We start from the raw sequence: 23,569 nt of genomic DNA, 5'->3' as shown, positions 1-23,569 counted from the left end.
TTATTGGTTCTCGATTTTCGCCCAAGTATCACGTAGACCAACCGTACGGTTGAATACTAGGTTATCTGCTGAAGAATCTTTTGAATCTGCACAGAAGTAACCCATACGCTCAAACTGGTAACCTGTTTCCGCTTCTGCGTTTGCTAGGCTTGGCTCAACAAAACCGTTTAGAACCACTAGTGATTCAGGATTGATTGTCGCAGCAAAGTCATCCGCAGCAGCTGGGTTTGGTACTGTGAACAAACGATCGTACATGCGGATTTCTGCAGGCAATGCTTTGTCTGCTGATACCCAGTGAATTACGCCTTTCACTTTACGGCCATCTGCTGGGTTCTTACCTAGCGTTTCAGCATCGTAAGTACAGAAGATTGTTGTGATGTTGCCTTCCGCGTCTTTCTCGATGCGTTCAGCCTTGATCACGTATGCGCCACGTAGACGAACTTCTTTACCTAGAACAAGACGCTTGTATTTCTTGTTAGCTTCTTCACGGAAGTCTTCGCGCTCGATCCAAACTTCACGAGTGAATGGCACTTCACGCTCACCCATCTCAGGTTTGTTTGGATGGTTAGCAACAGTCAGCGTCTCTACCGCGCCTTCTTCGAAGTTCTCGATAACGATCTTAACTGGATCTAAAACAGCCATCGCACGTGGTGCGTTTTCGTTTAGATCATCACGAATACAAGATTCTAGTGAACCGAACTCAATCATGTTCTCTTGCTTCGTTACGCCAATACGCTTACAGAATTCACGAATAGATGCAGATGTAAAGCCACGACGACGCAGACCAGAGACTGTTGGCATACGTGGGTCATCCCAACCATCAACCAATTTCTCAGTCACTAGTTGGTTTAGCTTACGCTTAGACATCACTGTGTATTCAAGGTTTAGGCGGCTGAATTCGTACTGGTGTGGACGACAATCAATCGTGATGTTGTCTAGAACCCAGTCGTACAGACGACGGTTATCCATGAACTCTAGAGTACAGATAGAGTGCGTAATGCCCTCTAGCGCATCAGAGATACAGTGCGTGAAGTCGTACATTGGGTAAATGCACCACTTATCACCAGTCTGGTGGTGAGTCGCGAAACGTACACGGTAAATAACTGGGTCACGCATTACCATGAATGAAGAACCCATGTCGATCTTCGCACGTAAACACGCTTTGCCTTCTTCGAATTCACCTGCGCGCATTTTTTCAAATAGCGCTAGGTTTTCTTCTACTGGACGGTCACGGTATGGGCTTGGTTTACCCGGAGCCGTTAGCGTACCGCGGTATTCACGAATCTGCTCAGGACTTAGCTCATCAACGTACGCTAAGCCTTTATTAATCAATTCAATTGCATATTCGTAAAGCTTGTCGAAGTAGTTTGATGAGTAACATACTTCACCATCCCACTCAAAGCCCAACCAGTTTACATCTTTCTTGATAGACTCAACGTATTCGATGTCTTCTTTTTCAGGGTTTGTATCGTCGAAACGTAAGTTACATTGGCCCTGGTAGTCCTGAGCAATACCGAAGTTCAAACAGATAGACTTAGCATGACCGATGTGCAGGTAGCCATTCGGCTCCGGCGGGAATCGAGTATGCACGCTAGTGTGTTTACCATCCGCTAGATCTTTATCAATGATCTGGCGAATAAAGTTTGATGGACGAGCATCAGCTTCACTCATCTATAGCACCTCAAAAATATTAGTATTGTCAGAGAAAACAGTACTCCGTAGCCTTACTCGGTTTACAGAGTGCATTGTTCCTAATGATCCACAATTCTTAGCGATTAGACAACAAGAACCGTCGTTAAAACGGCAATATTTCTCTTCTTCGCTTGAAAGCGCAGCATATTAGATCCGCACAAACAAAAAAAGACCTCCCGAGGGAGGTCTTTATAGAGAGTCAGTAAGATGTAATTAAGGAAGTTTTACATCTGATAGGTCTTCACCTGCACCGATTGCTTTCATTTCACCAGCAACGATTTCTGCAAGAGGGCCAAGGATAACTTGAAGGTTGTTTTCGCCAAGCTTAACCACACCTTTCGCGCCTAGTTTCTTAAGAACAGCTTCGTCAGCAACAGAGCGGTCTTTAAGTGTTAGACGTAGACGAGTGATACACGCGTCGATTGAAGTTAGGTTATTGTGACCACCTAGCGCTTTTAGGTATTGACGAGCTAGGTCACCTTTTGCTGCATCACCAGCTGGAGCTGCAGACGCTTCTTCGTCGTCATCTTCACGACCTGGTGATTTCAGGTTGAAAGCGCGGATTGCGAAGCTGAATGTGAAGAAGTATAGAGCACCGAAGCTTAGACCTAGAGCAAGAAGCACTAGAGGCTTAGTTGCTAGACCGTAGTTCAGTACGAAGTCGATTAGACCCGCAGAGAAACCAAAGCCGTGTAGCGTGCCAAGCATGTTTGCAAGTACTAGAGATAGACCTGTAAATACTGCGTGGATTGCGTATAGAGCAGGTGCTAGGAATACGAACATGAACTCTAGAGGCTCAGTGATACCTGTTAGGAATGAACAGAATGCTACTGAGAATAGTGCGCCACCAACTTGGCTACGTTTCTCAACTGGTGCTGCTAGGTACATAGCAAGTGCCGCACCTGGTAGACCGAACATCATTACAGGGAAGAAACCGTTCATGAATACACCAGCGCTCTTATCGCCGCCGAAGAAGCGGTGTAGGTCACCAGATTTCAGCGTTTCAGTTACTTCTTTAACTGTTGCTGTGATTTCTGGAGTTACAGAGTTAGCGAATTCGAATGTGTGAGTTTGACCAGCAACAAGAGTCTTAGCTAGAGCTGGGTCAACACAAAGCTGTTGTAGAGCAGGAAGCGCTTGACCAGCAGCAGTTGCGCCAGATACTAGAACTTCTTGACACGTGCCCATACCGAACCAGAAGTATGAGTTTAGTACGTGGTGTAGACCTACAGGGATAAGTGCACGGTTAAGAGTACCGTATACGAACTGACCGATAGCACCAGAAGTAGAAACTGCGTGCGCCAGCGCGTCAAGACCGCCTTGGATTGTTGGCCATACAACACCAGCAATTGCACCTGCAACTAGCGAGAATAGACCCGCCATGATTGGTACTAGACGTTTGCCAGAGAAGAATGCCAACCACTCAGGAAGACGAGTAGCGTGGAAAGCGTTGTAAGAGTGACCAGCGATGATACCAGCAATGATACCGCCGAAGAATGACATGTTAACGCTTGCATCGATTGTCGCTGCTGTTGCAGTAAGAACGAAGTAAGCAACTGCACCAGCTAGACCAGCAGCACCTTGACCGTCTTTAGAAAGACCGATCGCGATACCTAGACCGAATAGTAGTGGTAGTTGACTAAAGATTGCGTTACCAGCAGATGCCATAAACGCGATATCTAAAAGGTCAGGCTGACCCAAACGTAGTAAAAGCGCTGCAACTGGAAGCGTTGCGATAGGAAGCATAAGAGCTTTACCTAACTTCTGCGCGTATCCAAGAATATTCACCTTAAGTTCCCCCTATAGGATTTTATGTTTTGTTGAATAACTTATTTCAGTCGTTCAATTTAGTCGCTACCAGTTTATGATATTAATTTTGCTCCGCAAATTAAAACCTCATTGTTTGTGATCATAATCACCAGAAATTGGTCATTCAGAAGGTTTTTGCTAGCGAGATCATAAAACTTATTTTATTATACGAAAAAATGGCGTTTTAGAGATAAGATTCTCGTACTTTATGCAAGACAGAATCAGTGTTATTTTGGTATCTCTACAGATGATTCGCAGTAACTTTGCTCTGGAAAACAATCATAAAAACTAATTCATTTATTATTTTTCAGTTAGTTACTCTGATAATGACATCGATAAAACGCGACTTGCTGTATGTGACTCGTTATCTAATTCAGTGATACAAACTAAGTACCAGCCCGACTCGCAGAGTCGCCAGTTAGATAACGGAACAGAAAATGAATTCTCATCTATAAGGACTAGCTGACTATGTACGCGCTAAGTAACTGTAAAATCTATACCGGTAGTGATGTTCTTACCGATCATGCTGTCATCATCGACAATGACCAGATTCAATCAGTTGTGCCAGTAACTCAACTACCAGAAGGTATTGAAGTTAAAGATCTGGACGGTGCTAACCTAAGCCCTGGTTTTATCGACCTACAGCTAAACGGCTGTGGTGGTGTGATGCTTAACGACGAAATCACACCAGAAACAATGCAGATCATGCACGAAGCTAACCTAAAATCGGGTTGTACAAGCTTCCTACCAACTCTTATCACTTCTTCAGACGAAGACATGCGCGCTGCAATCTCAGCGGCTCGCGAGTACCACAACAAATACCAAAACCAATCGCTAGGTCTGCATCTTGAAGGTCCGTACCTTAACGTAGCGAAAAAAGGTATTCACAGCGTTGACTTCATCCGCCCTTCTGACGACGGCATGATTGACTTGATCTGCGCGAACGCTGACATCATCGCAAAAGTTACACTTGCACCAGAACAAAATGACCCTGAGCACATCTCTCGTTTGAAAGCAGCTGGCATTGTGGTTTCTATCGGTCACACCAACGCAACATACGCAGAAGCTCGCCAAGGCTTTGAAGCAGGTATCTCATTTGCGACTCACCTATTCAACGCGATGACACCAATGGTTGGTCGTGAACCAGGTGTAGTTGGTGCTATTTACGATACACCAGAAGTTTATGCAGGCATCATTGCTGATGGTTTCCACGTAGACTACGCAAACATCCGAATTGCTCATAAAATCAAAGGTGAAAAGCTTGTTTTGGTGACGGATGCCACAGCTCCAGCAGGTGCTAACATTGATCACTTTATTTTTGTCGGTAAGAAAGTATATTACCGAGATGGTAAGTGTGTTGATGAAAACGGCACACTAGGCGGCTCAGCTCTGACTATGATCGAAGCAGTTCAGAACACAGTTGAGCACGCAGGCATCGCTTTAGACGAAGCTCTACGAATGGCTACACTGTACCCAGCAACCGCAATTGGTGTTGAGGAACAACTAGGCCGAGTTCGAAAAGGAATGGTAGCGAACCTGACTATTTTCGATCGTGACTTCAATGTAAAAGCGACGGTTGTTAACGGACAATACGAGCAAAATTAAGCATGAATGGCGGACAGATTGGTAATGTAGATTTAGTAAAACAGCTTAACAGCGCTGCGGTATACAGGCTGATTGACCAACAAGGTCCAATCTCCCGTATTCAGGTAGCGGATGTTAGTCAGCTCGCCCCAGCGAGTGTTACCAAAATAACCCGCCAACTTTTAGAGCGCGGCTTAATCAAAGAAGTCGCGCAACAAGCTTCTACCGGTGGTCGTCGAGCTATCTCGCTGACCACTGAAGTAAAACCCTTCCACTCTATCGCAGTTCGATTAGGTCGTGACTACGTGCAATTCTGCTTGTATGACCTAGGCGGCACAGCACTAGCTGAAGACCAGCACGAGCTTCACTACACCAACCAAGCGGACTTAATCGCCGGTTTGATTGATTTATTGAAAGACTTTGTGAATCGCTGCCAAGACAAAATCGACCAACTTATCGCTATCGGTATCACATTGCCTGGTTTGGTAAACCCAACCACTGGTGTCGTTGAATATATGCCGAATACCGACATTGATAACCTAGCGCTGGGCGAAATCATTCGCGAGAAGTTCAACACAGCATGTTTTGTCGGTAACGACGTTCGTGGTATGGCGCTGGCTGAACACTACTTTGGCGCGAGCCAAGACTGCCAAGATTCGATTCTGGTTAGTGTTCACCGTGGTACTGGTGCGGGCATCATCGTGAATGGTCAGGTATTCCTTGGCTTCAACCGCAACGTAGGTGAAATCGGTCATATCCAAATAGATCCACTTGGCGAGCAATGTCAGTGTGGAAACTTCGGCTGTCTAGAAACGGTTGCAGCAAACCCTGCCATCGTACAACGTGTGAAAAAACTGATTGCTCAGGGCTACGAATCGAGCCTGACTCAACTTGAGCACATCACTATTGATGACGTTTGTACGCACGCGATGAACGGTGACGAGCTGGCGAAGCAAAGCCTTGTGCGCGTAGGCAACCAGCTTGGTAAAGCTATCGCGATTACAATCAACTTGTTTAACCCTCAGAAGATCGTCATTGCCGGTGACATTACTGCCGCTGAAGAAATTGTGTTCCCTGCAATTCAGCGCAATGTAGAAAACCAATCTCTGAAAACTTTCCATAACGAGCTTCCAATTGTTGCCTCTCACATTGACAAGCAACCAACGATGGGCGCATTTGCGATGATCAAACGCGCTATGTTGAACGGAGTTTTGTTACAAAAGTTACTAGAAGACTAAGTTTATACAACCAATTGAGTTACAATCTCGGGCTGTGGTTTCACAGCCCGTTTTTGTATATCAGGAATATAGCTCAACAGTATGGAAATTATTCTAATTACAACGGCGTTCCTCGCCGGCTTCATCGCTCTAAAATGTAACCTGCCCCCTTTGGTCGGTTTCCTACTCGCTGGTTTCGGCCTTCACGCGTTTGGCTACCAAAGTAATGACGTCATTGTCACGCTTGCTGACCTTGGTGTGACTTTGCTGCTTTTCACCATCGGTTTAAAGCTGGATGTAAAAACGCTGCTTTCCAAAGAAATTTGGGGCGGCGCTACCGCGCACAATATTCTCTCTACTCTTTTCTTCGCGCTGGTTCTCGTTGGTCTAAAACTGCTAGGGTTGTCATCACTCTCCACGATGGATCACAGCCAGATTCTGCTTCTCGCCTTCGCCCTCTCCTTCTCCAGTACGGTATTTGCGGTTAAGACACTGCAAGAAAAAGGTGAGATGAACGCGACTTACGGCACACTAGCGATCGGTATTCTGGTTATGCAGGATATCTTTGCCGTAGTATTCCTTACTGCTTCCACCGGTAAAATTCCAGAGTGGTACGCCATTGGGTTGTTTGCCCTACCACTTGCTCGACCTCTGTTTTACAAGTTGTTGGATAAAGTAGGCCACGGGGAAATGCTGGTGCTGTTCGGCATTTTCTTCGCATTAGTAGTTGGCGCAGGCTTGTTTGAACTGGTGGGAATGAAGCCAGATTTAGGCGCGCTGATTTTAGGCATGCTTCTAGCTGGCCACCGCAAAGCGTCCGAGCTATCAAAATCGCTCTTTAATATGAAAGAGCTATTCTTAGTTTGTTTCTTCCTCAATATCGGTTTATCAGCATCCTTGAGCTTTACGGGGGTTGGCCTAGCTCTACTATTTATCTTGTTATTGCCAATCAAGGGGCTGCTGTACTTCCTAACCATCAACCACTTTAAGTTCCGTGTGCGCACTTCATTGCTGACGTCGCTATCACTTTTCAACTACAGTGAGTTCGGTCTGATTGTTGGTGGTCTAGCTTATAAGATGGGGTGGATGCCAAGTGACATGCTGGCAGCGATTGCCGTTGCCGTTTCTATCTCGTTTATCATCTCAGCACCACTTAACCGTTTGGGCCATCAGATTTACCAACATTCAGGTAAATGGCTGCAAGAAACCGCAGCAGAGAAACTGAACCAACGCGACCAGCTCATAAACCCAGGTCATGCTCAAGTACTGATCCTCGGTATGGGTCGAATTGGTACCGGCGCATACGATGAACTGCGTTCTCGTTACGGTAAGATTTCACTTGGTGTGGAGGTTCGTGAAGAAGCTGCGCATAAACATCGCTCGGAAGGTCGTAACGTGATCTCGGGAGATGCAACTGACCCAGATTTCTGGGAGCGCATTTTGGATACGGCTAACGTGAAAATGGTGCTTCTGGCAATGCCACATCACCAAGGTAACCAAACGGCACTTGAACAGCTTCAAAGCCGAAACTACAAAGGGCAGATTGCAGCGATTGCCGAGTATCCAGATCAACTTGAAGGTTTATTAGAGGCGGGGGTCGATGCCGCATTCAACATCTACAGCGAAGCTGGTAGTGGTTTCGCACGTCATGTTTGCGAGCAACTTCAACCTCAATTTACACCGATGAAATAAGCATAAAACGCAACCATCTTTATTGAGCCCTCTTCTAATAAGAGGGCTTTTTTGTGCATTTTTTAAACCAAACCTTGATCTCATTCACCAAATCAAAGTTATTTTTAAACAACATCTAACCATCAAGCCTTTTTATCATTTTTTTAATCATCAAACGTTGCTTTTTTTACTCAGAATGGCAAATTGAACCCATACCGATTAAAAATTGTTTAGTTTAAAAAGGATGTTGTATGTGTTCAGTATTTGGCATTTTAGACATTAAGAGCGATGCAGCAGCATTGCGCCCTATCGCCCTTGAGATGTCGAAAAAGCTTCGTCACCGCGGTCCAGACTGGTCTGGTATTTACTCATCAGAGCGCGCAATTCTAGCGCATGAACGTCTAGCGATCGTTGGCCTAAATAGTGGTGCGCAACCACTATACAGCCCTGATAAAAAACTCATCCTTGCTGTAAACGGTGAAATCTACAACCACAAAGAGATTCGTGCTCGCTACGAAGGCAAATACGAGTTCCAAACCGATTCAGATTGTGAAGTTATCCTAGCGCTATACCAAGACATGGGCGCAGACCTTCTTGAAGAACTAAACGGTATTTTCGCATTCGTACTTTACGATGAAGAAAAAGACGAATACTTAGTAGGTCGTGACCACATCGGTATCATTCCGCTTTACCAAGGTTACGATGAGCACGGCAACTACTACGTTGCTTCAGAAATGAAAGCACTAGTACCAGTATGTAAGACCGTGAGCGAGTTCCCTCCAGGTTGTCACTACGGCAGTGCAGATGCAGAGCCTCAACGCTACTACATCCGCGACTGGAACGAGTATGCAGCAGTACAAGGCAACAGCACTAGCAAAGAAGAATTGACTGAAGCGCTAGAAGCAGCGGTCAAGCGCCAACTGATGACTGACGTGCCTTACGGTGTACTTCTCTCAGGCGGTCTAGATTCTTCTATTACATCTGCGGTAGCAAAACGCTTTGCAGCGATGCGTATTGAAGATGATGAGAAGTCTGAAGCTTGGTGGCCACAACTGCACTCTTTTGCTGTCGGTCTAGAAGGCGCACCTGATCTGAAAGCTGCTCGTGAAGTTGCCGACCAAATTGGTACGGTTCACCACGAAATGACGTACACCATCCAAGAAGGTTTGGACGCGATTCGTGACGTGATTTACCACATTGAAACTTATGATGTAACGACGATTCGAGCTTCAACACCAATGTTCCTAATGGGTCGTAAGATCAAAGCGATGGGCATCAAGATGGTACTGTCTGGCGAAGGTGCGGATGAGATCTTCGGTGGTTACTTGTACTTCCACAAAGCACCAAACGCTCAAGAGTTTCACGAAGAGACTGTACGTAAGCTTCTAGCTCTAAACATGTTTGACTGCGCACGTGCTAACAAATCACTAGCAGCGTGGGGGGTAGAAGGCCGTGTACCTTTCCTAGATAAAGAGTTCATTGATGTAGCAATGCGCTTGAACCCAGCTGACAAGATGTGTGGCAACGGCAAGATGGAGAAACACATTCTTCGTGAGTGTTTCGAGCACTACCTGCCAGAATCGATCGCATGGCGTCAAAAAGAGCAGTTCTCTGATGGCGTAGGCTACAGCTGGATCGATACGTTGAAAGAAGTAGCAGAACAGAAAGTGACGGACCAGCAAATGGAAACAGCGCAATACCGTTTCCCTTACAACACACCAACAACAAAAGAAGGTTATGTATACCGCGAAATCTTTGAAGAGTTGTTCCCACTGCCATCTGCGGCAGAGTGTGTTCCTGGCGGCCCTTCAGTAGCGTGTTCTTCAGCGAAAGCGATTGAATGGGATGAGTCGTTCCAAAACTGTGTTGACCCATCAGGCCGTGCAGTACAGACCGTTCACAACGATTCATACTAGTTTTAAGCGACATCAATAAGGGTTGGCTCCACCAGCCCTTTATGAAAGACATAATAGATACGATCAAAAAGAGGTGCTTTCGCACCTCTTTTTTATGTTTGATGAAATTAGACTATTTTAAATCTAAATCGCTGTTGTCTATGCTGACAGGCACACGCTTGGTGATCATCTGAACCAGCATAATTGAACGTTTCTCACCATCTTGTTCTTGGAAGATGGCATCAATACCCGCAAACTGCCCGCTCTTCACACGAACCTGATCGCCAGGTTGAGGCATGCATTCATCACTTGCCTGCTCGTCTACGCATTTATCAAGCTGTTTGAGCTCATAGACCAAATCGCCCTGTATCTCTTTAGGCTGAGCGCCAAAACGAACAAAGTCTACTACACCTCGCGTAGAGCGAACTGAAGTAAAATTAGGGCCCTGTTCGTAGTCAAATCGGGCAAAAACATAACAAGGGAACAAAGGTTCTTCGACTTTCTGTCGCTTACCTCGCAAGATTTTTTCAACCTCGAAAGTTGGGTAAAAGCACTCTACGCCTTGGTTTTCAAGGTGTTGCTTAGCCCTAACTTGCTCTCCTCGTTTACAATACAATAAATACCAACGTTTCATTTTATTACTAGCCAATTATGTTTTTGTTTCATCCTAGCATTAAGGCCAAGATGAGTCATGGATATTCAAGCAACCTATCAATAAGCCACTTTATATTGCACATACAACTTACACCTTTTCATAAGGTTAAGAAAATAAGTCTATAGACAAAAATGAAAAGTAAGTTTGTAACACGACCAATTCACCGACGAAAAGCCCACCAAATCAACGCAGAACCATCATTTAATAAGGCAAACGAATCGTCACATAAAATTTTATTGTTTGTAAGTCATCAAAATGACATGTATACGTAGATTTCGTTAAAAAATGTAATAACTACTATTAGAAGAGCTTATGTCAAACCAACATCAATACTTTGGTCACCCACGTGGCTTGTTCCTTCTGTTCGGTACAGAACTATGGGAACGCTTTTCTTACTACGCAATGCGCGCCATTCTAGTACTGTATTTAACTGACACAACAATGAATGGTGGTCTTGGCTGGTCGACTAAAGATGCCCTAGACCTTTACGGCATCTATACTGGACTTGTCTACATCACGCCTCTTATCGGTGGTTACCTTGCGGATAACTACTTGGGTCAACGCCGTTCAATCCTGATTGGTGGTGCGTTAATGGCTATTGGCCAGTTCACACTAGCAATGCCAGCAGATGCACTAGGTCTTGGCTCTCTACACACTTTCTACCTAGGTCTTGCTCTGCTTATCTGTGGTAACGGCCTATTTAAGCCAAACATTTCAACCATGGTTGGTGACCTTTACAACGAAGGCGATAACCGTCGTGATGGCGCGTTCACTATCTTCTATATGGGTATCAACCTAGGTGCGCTACTTGCTGGTGTCGTTTCAGGTTCAGTAACCAATGAATTTGGTTGGAAAGCAGGTTTCATTGCCGCTGGTGTTGGTATGATTATCAGCCTTGTGATGCAAATGACTATGGCGCAATCTTGGTTAGGTGACATTGGCCGCGTACCTGCAGCTAAACGTGACTTAGCAATTAAGAAATCTGCGAAAAAAGAGCCTCTAACGAAAGAAGAAGTCGACCGTATCAAGGTTATCCTTGTGATGAGCCTATTTACTATCGTTTTCTGGGCAGGCTTCGAGCAGGCTGGCGGTCTAATGAACATCTACACGCAACAATACACAGATCGTATGATCGGTGGCTTTGAAGTTCCTGCTGCGTGGTTCCAATCACTAAACCCATTCTTCATTATTACTCTTGCACCTGTATTAGCCGTTCTATGGGTGAAACTGGGTAAGCGTGAACCTAACTCACCAATGAAGTTCGCTTTTGCGATGTTCTTCCTAGCACTGGGCTTCCTATGTATGGTTGGTGCTGTTATGGAGCAAGGTGGTGATACTGCGGTTAAAACATCAATGCTATGGCTAGTAGGTGCGTTCTTCTTCCATACGTTGGGTGAACTGTGCCTATCTCCTATTGGTCTATCTCTAGTAACTAAGCTAGCTCCGCTACGTCTTGCATCACTAATGATGGGTGCATGGTTCGGTTGTAACGCAATCGCAAACTACGTTGCTGGTTATGTTGGTTCTCACGTAGGTGAACTAGGCGCACTAGCAATCTTCAGCGGTATCGCAGTAACAGCGACTGTATCTGGTGTGATTCTATTGTTGTTCTCTAACACACTCGTTCGTTGGATGCATGGCGCTGAAAATACGCACAGCACAGCGGAACAAATTGAAGAGCAACAAACTCAAATCGCTTAATATAAAGTGCAAATAAAAACAAAGGGTCGCAATCGCGACCCTTTTTGTTGTCTTTTATCCGCGCCACTTGAAGACGCGTTCGAATCAACGGTTACAGCTTAGAGCGAACTAACTCTACCATCATTTCGATGTGGTCATCGTTGTCGTTCAGACATGGAATGTAGCTGAAGCTCTCGCCCCCAGCTTCTAGGTAAATCTCTCGGCACTCTTCTGAGATCTCTTCTAACGTTTCTAAACAGTCTGCAGAGAACGCAGGAGTCAGCACGTTGAGCTTCTTCTTACCCTGACTTGGTAGCACTTCTAGTGTCTTGTCCGTGTATGGTTGTAGCCACTCTTCTCGACCAAAGCGAGACTGGTAAGTCATGCCGATCTGGTCGTCACTCAAACCTAGCGCTTCTCCAAGCAAGCGTGTTGTCTCTGCACAATGCTTAGGATAGATATCTCCGTTGTCTGCATAGCGCTTAGGGATACCGTGGTAAGAACAAAGCAGGTAATCACCTTGACCATGCTCTGCCCAATGATCACGAACTGATTGAGCGAGTGCAGCGATGTACTTAGGATGATTGTGGTAGTCGCGGATAAAGCTAAACTCTGGCATTACTGGTATGTTTTTGAATGCTTTCGTCATGCCATCAGAAACAGCCGCTGTCGTAGTACCTGAGTATTGCGGATAAAGCGGCAATACAATCACTTCTTCTACGCCTTGAGCTTGCAACGCTTCAAAGCCTGATTGCAGACTTGGGTTGCCATAAGTCATGCCCAACTCAACCGGCATATCAAGAGCTGCAGCAAGCTTCTGAGCTTGTCGTTTTGAATACACCATCAAAGGTGAGCCCTCTTCCAGCCATACCGATTGATAAAGCTTGGCTACTTTTGGAGAGCGGATTGGTAGAATGACACCGTGAAGAATTGGACACCAAAGCCAACGCGTCATATCAACGACACGGTGATCATGAAGAAACTGACTTAGAAAGCGTTTAACGGCCGGTGCGGTTGGCTCATCAGGCGTACCTAAGTTAACCAGTAACACGCCCTGTTTATTATTGTTGTTTTTCATAACATCCTATTCATGGTAAACGGCTTGGTTTGTACGGCGCATCGAACCAAATGGTTCAGCGTACTTACAGGCTAAATAAAAAAGCGACCCGAGGGTCGCTTTTAAATATATCAAAATATTAAATTTTGCCGTTAGCAAATTATGCTAGCGCTTTCTCAATATCTGCGCTTACTTCTGCAACTTGCTTAGTACCGTCGAATTTAAGGTACTTAGTGTTACCTGCTTCAGCTTCTTTACCGTAGTAGTTGATAAGCGGAGCAGTTTGCTCGTGGTAAACACCTAGACGTGCACGTACTGTTTCTTCTTTGTCGTCATCACGAACAACAAGGTCTTCACCAGTAACGTCATCTTTACCTTCCACTTTAGGTGGGTTGTAAACTACGTGGTAAGTACGACCTGAAGGAAGGTGAGCACGACGACCAGCCATACGCTCAACGATTACATCGTCAGCTACGTCGAATTCGATAACGTAATCTACGTCAACGCCCATTTCTTTTAGGCCATCAGCCTGAGGGATAGTGCGTGGGAAACCATCTAGTAGGAAACCTTTTTCGCAATCGTCTTGAGCGATACGCTCTTTGATTAGGCCAAGGATGATTTCATCAGAAACTAGCTGACCAGCGTCGATAACAGCTTTAGCTTGTTTGCCAAGTTCTGTACCTGCTTTGATAGCAGCACGAAGCATATCACCAGTAGAGATTTGTGGAATACCGTATTTATCCATGATGAAGTTTGCTTGTGTGCCTTTACCTGCACCTGGAGCACCTAGAAGAATGATGCGCATGATTTATCCTCTTTAATATTTAAGATTTATACCGAAGCTCACAATAACTGGACTTCTAGGTCATTAACCCTACGAAGTGCTCACAACGATAAGTTTCGGTATAACGTTTAGGCGAGCCAAAATACACGCCTTATTACTCACATTCAAGTGTTGCGATTCTAACACAGGTTCACTGCGCAATGAGCAGATTAAGACTAAAGAATGTTAGCAATGCCTGCTTTCGAGCTTTATTGATTACTAACTCAACACTCAAAGTGTGAATCTATGCGTTTACAAACAAAAAGCTCGCATTTCGCGAGCTTTTTATTGATGTTTGGTTATTAAACCTTAGTCAAAAGCTTGTTGATGGCACCAACAAATTGCGTTGGATCTTCCATCGAACCGCGCTCTGCTAACATCGCTTGGCCTAGTAGCACTTCAACCCAACGTCCGAATGCTTCTTCATCCGCTTCGTCCGCCATGCGCTTCACTAGCTCATGCTCTGGGTTGATTTCAAAGATGTATTTCACTTCTGGTACCGCTTGACCCGCAGCTTCAAGAAGCTTCGCCATCTGCGTGCCCATTTCGAAATCATCCGTCACGACAACGGCTGGCGTAGTCGCAAGCTTGAACGTCGTACGAACCTCTTTTACTCGGTCACCTAGGTAAGACTGGGTGCGCTCAACAACAGATTTGAACTCTTCTTCCGTTTCTTTCTGCTTTTCTTTTTCCGCTTCGTCTTCAAACTTACTTAGGTCTAAGCCTGCTTTAGTAATCGACTGGAACTGCTTACCATCAAACTCAGTCAGGTAGTTCATCAACCACTCATCAATGCGGTCAAACATCAAGATAACTTCGATGCCTTTCGCTTTAAACTGCTCTAGGTGAGGGCTATTCTTCGCGGCTGCGTAACTGTCTGCCGTTAGGTAGTAAATCTTATCTTGGCCTTCTTTCATGCGTTCAATGTAAGAAGCCAAACCAACGGTTTGTTCAGCAGAGTCCACTTCAGTAGACGCAAAGCGCAATAGACCAGCAACTTTCTCCTTATTTGCCATGTCTTCTGCAACGCCTTCCTTCATGACAAGGCCGAACTCTTTCCAGAATGATTGGTATTTCTCTTCATCATTCTTCGCCATACGCTCAAGCATAGTAAGTACACGTTTGGTACATGCGTTGCGAAGTGACTGAGTGACCTTGTTATCTTGCAGAATTTCGCGTGATACGTTCAAAGGCAGATCGTTTGAATCAATCAAACCACGAATAAAGCGCAAGTAAGAAGGCATAAACTGCTCAGCGTCATCCATGATGAATACGCGTTGTACATACAGTTTTAAGCCTGATTTATGATCGCGGTTCATCATGTCCCATGGTGCTTTCGCAGGGATGTAAAGCAAGCTCGTGTAATCGTTCTTACCTTCTACACGGTTATGACTCCAAGTAAGAGGATCAGCGAAATCATGAGAAACGTGTTTGTAGAACTCTTGGTACTCTTCATCCGAGATATCGGATTTATTGCGTGTCCAAAGTGCTTGAGCTTTGTTGATTTGCTCCCACTTCTTCTCACCCGTTTCTTTGCCTTCGTCATCGCGAACCGCAGTTTGGATAGAAACAGGGATACCAATATGGTCAGAGTATTTGCTGATCACATCACGTAGACGCCATTCGTTTAGGAACTCTTTGCCCTCTTCACGCATGTGAAGCACGATGTCAGTACCACGAGAGTCTTTGGTGATAGTCTCGATGGTGTAATCACCTTCGCCAGCTGAATGCCATTGAACGGCTTCTTCAGCAGGAAGACCAGCCGCACGAGTGCGAACCGTTACGGCATCTGCAACGATGAATGCAGAGTAGAAACCCACACCGAACTGACCGATAAGTTGAGAGTCTTTGCTCTGCTCATCCGACAGCTTTGAGAAAAATTCTGCTGTCCCTGATTTTGCGATCGTACCTAAATGTTCAATCACATCATCACGGCTCATACCGATGCCGTTATCAGAGATGGTTAATGTGTTAGCATTTTCATCAAACGCTAGCTTAACGCCAAGGTCAGCATTACCCTCGTATAAATCTGGAGTAGATAGCGCTTTGAAACGAAGCTTATCTGATGCGTCAGACGCGTTTGAGATCAACTCACGTAGGAAAATCTCTTTGTTGGAATAAAGAGAGTGAATCATCAGGTGAAGTAGTTGTTTTACTTCTGATTGAAAGCCACGAGTTTCTTTGTTTTGAGATACGGTTTCGCTCATGTTTGCTCCATAACATCTAAACTAAATAGACTTTTAATGACAAAGCCCTAACCGCCGCCTCATAAAAGCGACATTACTAAGATGTCATTTAACATGTGGCTGACAAATGTAAATTCAAGGTCAATATTGCTAAAAACGGTGTTTTTTTAGAAAATTTTAATTATCCTACGTCCCTAAAAGCATCTAAAACGTAGCACATGTCTTTTTGCGCACGCCTTGTTATGTGACGCAAATCACTATAATTACAGAATCATCCATCTAAGAAGAACTAAATGACTAACATAGGCACCAAATTTCTGCTTGCTCAAAGATTTGTCTTTGACCCAAATAGTAATTCGCTCGCTGACCAACAAAATGGCAACGAAGTTGTACGATTAGGAAGCAACGAAAGCCGTATTCTCCTCATGTTGGCAGAGAGACCTAACGAAGTGATAACGCGTAACGAGCTGCACGAGTTCGTTTGGCGTGAGCAAGGCTTTGAGGTGGATGATTCAAGCTTAACTCAAGCTATCTCGACGCTGCGTAAAATGTTGAAGGACTCAACAAAATCACCAGAGTTCGTAAAAACCGTGCCAAAACGCGGCTACCAACTTATCAGTACAGTTGAGCGTTTAAGCCCACTTTCTTCCGATTCAATCTCTGAACTTGATGAACAAGAAGAAGAGAACGAAGCACCCGTTGTCGACCTAGAGCAATTTGCAGAATCTGCGGTTGAGACTCCGGTAGACAAGACAACAGAAGCTGAAGTGACGGTTGAAAAACCTAAAACAGCCCCATCACAAAAGAACGCAAACTGGCTGTTTCGTATTTTAGTTGTGGTTGCAGTGTTACTGCCTGTTTGTGTACTGATGCTGACTAACCCTGCGGAATCTCAATTCCGTCAAATTGGTGAATACCACAACGTTCCAGTAATGACACCGGTTAACCACCCTCAGTTAAACGATTGGATGCCTTCGATTGAGCAGTGCATCAAACGCTACGTGGAGCACCACGCAGAAGAGTCCTCTCCGGTAGAAGTGATCGCAACTGGTGGTCAAAACAACCAACTGATACTGAACTACATTCACGACAGCGAGCATTCCTACGAGAACGTGACGCTGCGTATTTTCGCTGGTCGTAATGACCCAACAGACATCTGCAATTAAAGGAGGCTGAAATGAAGATTAAAATAGCATCTGCGATTTTGGCCGTATCAATCCTTTTTAGTGGTTGGTTATACTGGGGAAGTGACCTGAAGATAGAACAGGTTCTCACATCAAACGAATGGCAATCGACCATGGTGACACTGATCACCGATAACTTGCCAGACGATACAGTTGGTCCTCTACGTAAAGTCAATGTGGAATCGAATGTGAAGTACTTGCCTAATGGTGATTACATTCGCGTGGCAAACATTCGCCTGTTTGCTCAAGGTTCTAATACAGAATCCACGATCAATATTTCTGAAAAAGGCCGTTGGGAAGTGAGCGACAACTACTTGCTTGTCTCACCAGCTGAATTCAAAGATATTTCAGCTTCTCAATCTAAAGATTTTTCTGAGTCACAACTTCGTCTCATCACACAAATCTTTAAGTTGGATGCAGAGCAAAGCCGTCGCATTGACGTAGTGAACGAAAAAACGTTACTACTGACTAGCCTGAACCACGGTTCTACGGTACTGTTTAGAAACTGATTTTGATTCGATGATAAGGGGGCAAGATGCCCCCTTTTATTTTGCACATGGACTGGCTAGATACCCTCACTCTCTTCTTTGGTTCTCTTATCGCAAATACGCTCGCTTCCCTCTCTGGTGGTGGCGCTGGGTTACTGCAATTTCCGTTATTGATCTTTCTTGGTTTGCCTTTCTCCGTCGCACTAGGAACGCATAAAGTCGCTTCCGTTGCCCTGGGACTTGGTGCTGCGAGTACGCATCTAAAAGCCGGGACTATAAAACCTAAAGTCGCGCTTTATCTGATTCTGGTGGGCAGCATTGGAGTAGTGATTGGCGCTAACCTGATTGTCCAAATTCCCGATAACATCGCTGAGAAAATGCTCGGGGCGATGATCCTTGCTCTTGGAATTTACTCTCGCTTTAAGAAACAGTTGGGGCAGACAGAGATACCAACTCATCGTGATACTTTTGGTTGGATAGTCGGCGGATTAGGTTTGATGTTCATTGGTGTAGTGAATGGCTCGTTGACTGCAGGTTCTGGCTTACTTGTTACCCTCTTCCTTGTTCGTTGGTTTGGCTACGACTACAAGCAAGCGGTGGCCTACACAATGATTTGTGTTGGTTTGTTTTGGAACGGTATTGGTGGCGTGGCAGTGGTGCAAGCCGGAGCGCCAATTCATTGGGCCTGGTTACCGGTTTTATTAGTGAGTTCATTTTTAGGCGGTAGCTTAGGTGCATGGGCGGCGACAAAGTACAGCAATCGAGTTATCAAAATCGCGTTTGAGATCCTCACCTTTGCGGTGGGAATAAAGCTACTGCTCTAGTGTTTAAAAAAAGGAAATAAGAAATGGATAAAGCCATCATAGACATTCACTACTGTCGTCAGTGCAATTGGATGTTGCGTTCAACTTGGCTATCACAAGAATTGCTTCACACGTTCAGTGAAGAGATTGAAACCGTCAGCTTACATCCTGATACGGGTGGCCGTTTTGAGATTTTTTGTAATGGCGTCCAGATTTGGGAACGTAAAAAAGACGGAGGTTTCCCCGAAGCCAAAATCCTAAAACAACGCGTAAGAGACATTATCGATCCAGAGCGCGATTTAGGTCATTCTGATACAAAATAGGGAGCCAATTGGCTCCCTTGCTTCTTTATTCAATTCACGATTTTTTCGATAACTCGATCGTTAAATCGTGGTCTGAGCTAGCACTTCACCTTCTGGTGTTTGCACTGTCAGCGTATTGCCTTCCATCAAACCATAACTGCGTGGTAATCCGTTTCTTGGGAAGGTCATAGAACCAGGATTGAAAATCACTGCCCCTTCTTGTATCTCTGCCACTGGAACATGAGTATGACCATGAGCAATGATATCGCCTTCACGTAGTGGTGGACGTTTCGCACTGTTGTACAAGTGACCATGAGTGAGGAACACACGCTTGCCTGACTCTAATAGCAGCCAAGCGTAGTCTGTCATCATTGGGAAGTTCAGTAGCATTTGGTCTACTTCGCTGTCACAGTTACCGCGCACCGAAATGATCTGCTCACTGTACTGGTTAAGCAACTCCGCTACTTGTGGGGGATTGTAACCTTCTGGAACCGGGTTTCTTGGCCCATGGTTGAGCGTATCACCCAACAAGATAAGATGATCGGCACCAGAGGCTAAATAAAGCTGAATGGTTTCTTCGGTTGCTGGCAAAGAGCCGTGCAAGTCTGAGGCAAAAAATAATTTCACGACATCGTCTCCTCAAAAGTAATGAGGGTATTCTACGGCATTCTTATAGAAGCTCAACCGAAGTAAGAAACTAGTGGTTACGAAGCATTTCAACCAACATTGGCACCAAGTAGAACCACGCAAAGTAACCGGCACCGACCAAGACCACCGCCCAAAAGATCATCGATAGGAACTTAGACTTGGCTAAATGATTTAATGGATCGGGTTCTCCACACCCTGGACAGGTATGAGCTCGTTTTGAAATTTGTTTCTCACATACAGGACAAGCGACTAGCGGCATGACATGACATCCTCAATTATTTCTTTAATTCTCAAAGAATAAGCCTCAGATTGCGGATATGCAATGGCACAGATAAGCAATTCGAATGGGGTTTGCTAAATGTCGCTCACCTGAGAAACCTTCTTGCCCGAATTAAGGGTGAGCCTCACAACGCACACGTCTATAACTCTTCTCGTGCCATGCCGTTAATCACGATGTTGTTGTAACTCACCATGCCAATAACCTCACCATTTTCAATCACGGGTGCACGACTAATACCGAAGCGCTCAAATAAACGCGCACAATATTTCACGTTCATATTAGGATCGACAGAGAGCGCAGGCTTGGTCATGATTTCATAAAGATTGGTTCGTTGTGGCGAGCGGTTTTTCGCTAACACTTTTTTCGCGATATCATTCATTAATACAATTCCGTATTCATCATCCTCATCGCGTTTTTTCACCACAAGCGCTTTCACTTCACTCTTTCTTGCTAGGGTTATCCCTTCATGGACCGTAATTAACCCATCAACAATGATGTAGGTCGCTGCCATTACGTCTCTAACTCGAATCAACTCATGATGGCTCATAATTCGTCCTCTACTACTTTGGTCAGTTTCTCTACTTGGTGTGCGACGCCCACTGCATCTTCCACATCAATCTGCACCGCGATGCCTTGACCAGACTCTTGATCAAACTCCCCGACCTCACTGATGGTCTCCAAAATGTGCCTCGATAAATGCTCTTCCACCACAAACAACAACACGTCTTTTTGTACTTCTAGAGTCAGACCAAAGAAGGTCCTTTTTTGGTTTAAACCTTGCCCCCGAGCATTGTTGATTACGGTTGCCCCTGTCGCACCTGCATCGCGAGCAGCATCGAGCACTTTGTCGGTTTTGCTGTCTTCAACAAAGGCCAGAATCAATTTAAAGCGCATTTTCTTTCTCCTCCGCGGTCTCTTTGTTCAACCACTGGGTGATTTGGGCATAGCCCATGACGGAAATCATTGGGAATAAACTGGCAAAGGCGATCAAACCAAAACCATCAATCATTGGGTTTCGTCCCGGAACCGTTGACGCCAACCCCAAGCCAAGTGCAGTCACCAAGGGGACGGTCACCGTCGACGTTGTCACACCACCAGAATCGTAGGCCAAAGGCACAATCAGCTTTGGCGCATAAAAGGTTTGAATCACCACCACGATGTAACCCGCGATGATGTAGTAATGAATCGGGTCGCCCACCACAATCCGGTAGCTTCCAAGTGCAATACCCGCCGCAACACCTAATGCGACGGCAACACGTAACCCATTCACACTAATACTGCCGCCAGATACTTGATTGGCCTTGATGGCGACCGCGATGAGAGAAGGCTCCGCAATCGTAGTGCTAAAACCGATAAAGAAAGCAAAAATGTACACCCAGTAGTAATCAACCCAACTTAAAGCTTGGCCAATTGAAACTTTAAACTCCCGAAGGAAATCAGGTGCGGTCAATTGAGTCGCCATGGTTTCACCAAGTGGAAACAGCGCCATCTCCAAACCAAGCAAAAACAACGATAACCCTAAAATAACGTAACCAAAGCCAAGTATTACTTTGGGTAAGTTTGAAACTGGACGGCGCAGCACTGCCAACTGAAAACCGAAGATAATGGTCGCGATAGGAACCACATCACTGATGGTTGAGATAAAAGTATCGATGAAATGCGCAAAGGAAATCATGCCACCACCATCCCGTAAACCATCACAAACATCATCGGTAACAAAGAGGCAAAAGCGATAAGTCCAAACCCATCAATCATAGGATTTCGACCTTTAATCGCCGATGCCAGTCCAACCCCAAGCGCGGTCACCAATGGCACCGTTATAGTAGAAGTCGTCACTCCGCCAGAATCGTAAGCCACACCGATGATGGATTCCGGCGCAAATCCGGTCAGGATCACAACGCCGATGTAGCCACCGATGATCATATATTGAATCGGCCAACCTTTAAGAATCCGAAGCACGCCTAATACAATCGCCACGCCCACCGACAAAGCAACCGTTAAGCGCAAGCCATCTGCGTATTCCTCCATTGATTGCTCAGTATTGGCGATCATCCCTCCCTCAGCCGCTACCTCCGAAGCTTCTTCCGCTACAGCTGTCAATGCCGGTTCAGCAATGGTTGTCCCAAAGCCTAAACAGAATGCGAAAATCAGCAGCCAAAACACGCTACCTTTGTTGGCAAAAGCTTGCGCCATGTTTTCACCAATCGGGAATAAGCCAAGCTGTAAGCCAAAAATGAAAAAGGTTAAACCCAGAATAACCAGTAAGAGGCCAAATAAAATCGAGACCAGATTAGGAAGTGGCTCTTGAAGCACCACAAGTTGGAAGAAGGTAATAACAAGGACAATCGGCAGCAAATCACGGGCGCTACTTAGCAAGGCTCGAAACAGAGCAACAAATGCTTCCATATTCCCCTCCTAGCAACGCTTCATCCTTTCTAAATTCAGCATGACACAGTTTGCTGAAGCTAAGTGTGAGCAACGCTCAATGCTTGATAACATTCTGTTACATTTACTCAAACTGTGAGCTTTGCATCGCTTGGTAAGAAATCGCTACTAAACCATTAGGAACTAATAATAAAATCGACATCGCAAGTCATTGAAATGATCATGCAAGGCGGTTAACGACTATAATGTTTGAATGGTTTTACAATCAAAGGGATGACATGAAGATATTACTGACTGGCGGTACGGGCTTTATTGGTTCAGAGCTCCTTAAGCTCCTGACTACGCACCAAGTAATTTTGTTGACGCGTAACCCTGCGCAGGCAAAACAGCGATTACAGCATGCCGATGTCGGTAACATTCAATATCTAGACTCCCTAGATTCGATTGAAGATCTCAATGACGTCGATGCGGTGATTAACCTTGCAGGCGAACCGATTGCAGATAAACGCTGGAGCAAGGAGCAGAAAGAGGTCATTTGTAACAGCCGTTGGAAAGTGACCGAGCGGATCGTTGAATTGATTCACGCCAGTACCGAGCCACCAGCGGTATTTATTAGCGGCTCTGCGGTTGGCTATTACGGCGATCAACAAGACCACCCTTTTGACGAATGCTTACACGTAAATAGTGAGGCGTTTGCGCACTATGTTTGTGCTCGTTGGGAGCAAATTGCCAAGCGTGCAGAATCCGAGCAAACTCGAGTTTGCATACTTCGAACGGGCTTAGTGCTTGGACAAAATGGTGGAGCACTTGCCAAAATGCTTCTCCCCTATAAGCTCGGTTTAGGCGGCCCACTAGGAAGCGGTAAACAGTACATGCCTTGGATTCATATTTTGGATATGGTTCGAGCCATTATGTACTTACTCGAAACACCGCATGCTCATGGCGAGTTCAACTTGTGTGCCCCGCACCCTGTCAGCAACCGAATCTTCAGCGGCACATTGGCGAAAACTCTCAAACGACCACATATCCTGTTTACCCCTAAATGGGTCATGAACATGGCAATGGGCGAATCGTCTTGTTTGCTGTTTGATAGCGTTCGAGCCAAACCTAAAAAGCTCACCGAGCTTGGCTTCAAGTTCAGCTATTCTCGCGTCGAGCCAGCACTCAAGAACTTGCTTCAAGACAGAAGTTGTTGAATCATAACGCTCAC

The 23,569-nt window shown here is 45.3% G+C and carries 22 protein-coding genes; 10 read left to right on the top strand and 12 right to left on the bottom strand.

The window, feature by feature from the left end; translation table 11 throughout:
* Together glnS and nagE are read right to left on the bottom strand one after the other, a co-directional pair.
* Window positions 1-1,671: a glutamine--tRNA ligase gene (gene glnS, locus KIT90_RS23735; protein WP_005436961.1), complete on the bottom strand. Its 1,671-nt coding sequence runs from the start codon at window positions 1,669-1,671 to the stop codon at window positions 1-3.
* Window positions 1,672-1,905: 234 nt separating this feature from the next.
* Window positions 1,906-3,480 (bottom strand): N-acetylglucosamine-specific PTS transporter subunit IIBC, encoded by a 1,575-nt coding sequence (gene nagE / locus KIT90_RS23730; RefSeq protein ID WP_285379059.1) that lies wholly within the window; start codon window positions 3,478-3,480, stop codon window positions 1,906-1,908.
* 489 nt (window positions 3,481-3,969) lie between these two features.
* Here nagE and nagA point away from each other — a divergent pair, with 489 nt between their 5' ends.
* From nagA to asnB, 4 genes are all read left to right on the top strand, one after another.
* On the top strand, window positions 3,970-5,106 hold the full coding sequence (gene nagA, locus KIT90_RS23725) for an N-acetylglucosamine-6-phosphate deacetylase (protein WP_009707219.1): 1,137 nt from the start codon (window positions 3,970-3,972) through the stop codon (window positions 5,104-5,106).
* A gap of 2 nt (window positions 5,107-5,108) precedes the next feature.
* Entirely contained in the window at window positions 5,109-6,323 is a 1,215-nt protein-coding gene (locus KIT90_RS23720; RefSeq protein ID WP_005436955.1) for an ROK family protein, read from the top strand.
* 81 nt (window positions 6,324-6,404) lie between these two features.
* Complete coding sequence (locus KIT90_RS23715) at window positions 6,405-7,994, top strand: cation:proton antiporter family protein (RefSeq protein ID WP_285379058.1); 1,590 nt, start codon at window positions 6,405-6,407, stop codon at window positions 7,992-7,994.
* Window positions 7,995-8,224: 230 nt separating this feature from the next.
* Window positions 8,225-9,889, top strand: coding sequence for an asparagine synthase B (gene asnB / locus KIT90_RS23710; protein WP_009707221.1), 1,665 nt, complete (start codon window positions 8,225-8,227; stop codon window positions 9,887-9,889).
* A gap of 112 nt (window positions 9,890-10,001) precedes the next feature.
* On the opposite strand, the gene rfaH is transcribed toward asnB, so the two are convergent.
* Window positions 10,002-10,502, bottom strand: a complete 501-nt coding sequence (gene rfaH / locus KIT90_RS23705) for a transcription/translation regulatory transformer protein RfaH (protein WP_005436951.1) — start codon at window positions 10,500-10,502, stop codon at window positions 10,002-10,004.
* Between the two features lie 333 nt (window positions 10,503-10,835).
* On the opposite strand from rfaH, the gene KIT90_RS23700 reads away from it, so the two are divergent.
* Window positions 10,836-12,224: a peptide MFS transporter gene (locus KIT90_RS23700; protein ID WP_009707222.1), complete on the top strand. Its 1,389-nt coding sequence runs from the start codon at window positions 10,836-10,838 to the stop codon at window positions 12,222-12,224.
* A 91-nt stretch (window positions 12,225-12,315) separates the two neighbouring features.
* Here KIT90_RS23700 and hemH read toward each other — a convergent pair whose 3' ends face one another.
* The 3 genes from hemH to htpG form a co-directional block, all read right to left on the bottom strand.
* Window positions 12,316-13,281: a ferrochelatase gene (gene hemH / locus KIT90_RS23695; protein ID WP_285379053.1), complete on the bottom strand. Its 966-nt coding sequence runs from the start codon at window positions 13,279-13,281 to the stop codon at window positions 12,316-12,318.
* Window positions 13,282-13,420: 139 nt separating this feature from the next.
* Window positions 13,421-14,065, bottom strand: coding sequence for an adenylate kinase (adk, locus tag KIT90_RS23690; protein WP_005425498.1), 645 nt, complete (start codon window positions 14,063-14,065; stop codon window positions 13,421-13,423).
* Between the two features lie 320 nt (window positions 14,066-14,385).
* On the bottom strand, window positions 14,386-16,290 hold the full coding sequence (gene htpG, locus KIT90_RS23685; RefSeq protein ID WP_039842860.1) for a molecular chaperone HtpG: 1,905 nt from the start codon (window positions 16,288-16,290) through the stop codon (window positions 14,386-14,388).
* 272 nt (window positions 16,291-16,562) lie between these two features.
* Here htpG and KIT90_RS23680 point away from each other — a divergent pair, with 272 nt between their 5' ends.
* Genes KIT90_RS23680 through KIT90_RS23665 form a run of 4 tightly spaced genes read left to right on the top strand, consistent with a single transcriptional unit; the run spans window position 16,563 to window position 19,067 of the window.
* The gene (locus KIT90_RS23680; protein ID WP_005436944.1) at window positions 16,563-17,435 is read left to right on the top strand and encodes a transcriptional regulator; all 873 of its coding nucleotides are present in this window, start codon (window positions 16,563-16,565) and stop codon (window positions 17,433-17,435) included.
* Between the two features lie 11 nt (window positions 17,436-17,446).
* A complete protein-coding gene (locus tag KIT90_RS23675) occupies window positions 17,447-17,962 on the top strand; it encodes a regulatory protein ToxS (protein WP_285379050.1) in 516 nt (171 codons plus the stop codon).
* Window positions 17,963-18,009: 47 nt separating this feature from the next.
* Complete coding sequence (locus tag KIT90_RS23670; protein WP_122067979.1) at window positions 18,010-18,765, top strand: sulfite exporter TauE/SafE family protein; 756 nt, start codon at window positions 18,010-18,012, stop codon at window positions 18,763-18,765.
* A 23-nt stretch (window positions 18,766-18,788) separates the two neighbouring features.
* Window positions 18,789-19,067: a SelT/SelW/SelH family protein gene (locus tag KIT90_RS23665; RefSeq protein ID WP_005436938.1), complete on the top strand. Its 279-nt coding sequence runs from the start codon at window positions 18,789-18,791 to the stop codon at window positions 19,065-19,067.
* A 60-nt stretch (window positions 19,068-19,127) separates the two neighbouring features.
* Here KIT90_RS23665 and yfcE read toward each other — a convergent pair whose 3' ends face one another.
* The 6 genes from yfcE to KIT90_RS23635 all read right to left on the bottom strand — a co-directional run bounded on the left by yfcE (window position 19,128) and on the right by KIT90_RS23635 (window position 22,380).
* Window positions 19,128-19,673, bottom strand: a complete 546-nt coding sequence (yfcE, locus tag KIT90_RS23660; protein WP_285379048.1) for a phosphodiesterase — start codon at window positions 19,671-19,673, stop codon at window positions 19,128-19,130.
* Between the two features lie 70 nt (window positions 19,674-19,743).
* Window positions 19,744-19,953: a hypothetical protein gene (locus KIT90_RS23655; protein ID WP_009707229.1), complete on the bottom strand. Its 210-nt coding sequence runs from the start codon at window positions 19,951-19,953 to the stop codon at window positions 19,744-19,746.
* A 160-nt stretch (window positions 19,954-20,113) separates the two neighbouring features.
* Window positions 20,114-20,521 (bottom strand): CBS domain-containing protein, encoded by a 408-nt coding sequence (locus KIT90_RS23650; protein ID WP_009707230.1) that lies wholly within the window; start codon window positions 20,519-20,521, stop codon window positions 20,114-20,116.
* The gene (locus tag KIT90_RS23645; protein ID WP_005436932.1) at window positions 20,518-20,868 is read right to left on the bottom strand and encodes a P-II family nitrogen regulator; all 351 of its coding nucleotides are present in this window, start codon (window positions 20,866-20,868) and stop codon (window positions 20,518-20,520) included. The genes KIT90_RS23650 and KIT90_RS23645 overlap by 4 nt, the downstream gene beginning before the upstream one ends.
* Complete coding sequence (locus KIT90_RS23640; RefSeq protein WP_285379045.1) at window positions 20,858-21,649, bottom strand: DUF1538 domain-containing protein; 792 nt, start codon at window positions 21,647-21,649, stop codon at window positions 20,858-20,860. Before KIT90_RS23640 ends, KIT90_RS23645 begins: the two co-directional genes overlap by 11 nt.
* Window positions 21,646-22,380, bottom strand: coding sequence for a DUF1538 domain-containing protein (locus KIT90_RS23635; RefSeq protein WP_285379043.1), 735 nt, complete (start codon window positions 22,378-22,380; stop codon window positions 21,646-21,648). The genes KIT90_RS23640 and KIT90_RS23635 overlap by 4 nt, the downstream gene beginning before the upstream one ends.
* A 257-nt stretch (window positions 22,381-22,637) precedes the next feature.
* Here KIT90_RS23635 and KIT90_RS23630 point away from each other — a divergent pair, with 257 nt between their 5' ends.
* Window positions 22,638-23,555, top strand: coding sequence for a TIGR01777 family oxidoreductase (locus KIT90_RS23630; RefSeq protein WP_027726824.1), 918 nt, complete (start codon window positions 22,638-22,640; stop codon window positions 23,553-23,555).
* Window positions 23,556-23,569 lie beyond the last annotated feature (14 nt).

It is taken from the genome of Vibrio sp. B172a (assembly GCF_030248355.1).
In the GTDB taxonomy this organism is placed as follows: Bacteria; Pseudomonadota; Gammaproteobacteria; order Enterobacterales; family Vibrionaceae; genus Vibrio; species Vibrio owensii.
Note: the sequence above shows the minus strand (reverse complement) of the source record. Positions and strands in the feature narration are given on the sequence as shown.

Coding starts and splice junctions, on each gene's coding strand:
- glnS (WP_005436961.1), bottom strand. CDS start 1,671: ATGAGTGAAGCTGATGCTCGTCCATCAAACTTTATTCGCCAGATCATT.
- rfaH (WP_005436951.1), bottom strand. CDS start 10,502: ATGAAACGTTGGTATTTATTGTATTGTAAACGAGGAGAGCAAGTTAGG.
- KIT90_RS23675 (WP_285379050.1), top strand. CDS start 17,447: ATGAAGATTAAAATAGCATCTGCGATTTTGGCCGTATCAATCCTTTTT.
- htpG (WP_039842860.1), bottom strand. CDS start 16,290: ATGAGCGAAACCGTATCTCAAAACAAAGAAACTCGTGGCTTTCAATCA.
- KIT90_RS23715 (WP_285379058.1), top strand. CDS start 6,405: ATGGAAATTATTCTAATTACAACGGCGTTCCTCGCCGGCTTCATCGCT.
- hemH (WP_285379053.1), bottom strand. CDS start 13,281: ATGAAAAACAACAATAATAAACAGGGCGTGTTACTGGTTAACTTAGGT.
- KIT90_RS23700 (WP_009707222.1), top strand. CDS start 10,836: ATGTCAAACCAACATCAATACTTTGGTCACCCACGTGGCTTGTTCCTT.
- KIT90_RS23635 (WP_285379043.1), bottom strand. CDS start 22,380: ATGGAAGCATTTGTTGCTCTGTTTCGAGCCTTGCTAAGTAGCGCCCGT.
- KIT90_RS23680 (WP_005436944.1), top strand. CDS start 16,563: ATGACTAACATAGGCACCAAATTTCTGCTTGCTCAAAGATTTGTCTTT.
- KIT90_RS23650 (WP_009707230.1), bottom strand. CDS start 20,521: ATGAGCCATCATGAGTTGATTCGAGTTAGAGACGTAATGGCAGCGACC.
- KIT90_RS23665 (WP_005436938.1), top strand. CDS start 18,789: ATGGATAAAGCCATCATAGACATTCACTACTGTCGTCAGTGCAATTGG.
- KIT90_RS23670 (WP_122067979.1), top strand. CDS start 18,010: ATGGACTGGCTAGATACCCTCACTCTCTTCTTTGGTTCTCTTATCGCA.
- asnB (WP_009707221.1), top strand. CDS start 8,225: ATGTGTTCAGTATTTGGCATTTTAGACATTAAGAGCGATGCAGCAGCA.
- KIT90_RS23630 (WP_027726824.1), top strand. CDS start 22,638: ATGAAGATATTACTGACTGGCGGTACGGGCTTTATTGGTTCAGAGCTC.
- nagA (WP_009707219.1), top strand. CDS start 3,970: ATGTACGCGCTAAGTAACTGTAAAATCTATACCGGTAGTGATGTTCTT.
- KIT90_RS23640 (WP_285379045.1), bottom strand. CDS start 21,649: ATGATTTCCTTTGCGCATTTCATCGATACTTTTATCTCAACCATCAGT.
- KIT90_RS23720 (WP_005436955.1), top strand. CDS start 5,109: ATGAATGGCGGACAGATTGGTAATGTAGATTTAGTAAAACAGCTTAAC.
- adk (WP_005425498.1), bottom strand. CDS start 14,065: ATGCGCATCATTCTTCTAGGTGCTCCAGGTGCAGGTAAAGGCACACAA.
- KIT90_RS23655 (WP_009707229.1), bottom strand. CDS start 19,953: ATGCCGCTAGTCGCTTGTCCTGTATGTGAGAAACAAATTTCAAAACGA.
- KIT90_RS23645 (WP_005436932.1), bottom strand. CDS start 20,868: ATGCGCTTTAAATTGATTCTGGCCTTTGTTGAAGACAGCAAAACCGAC.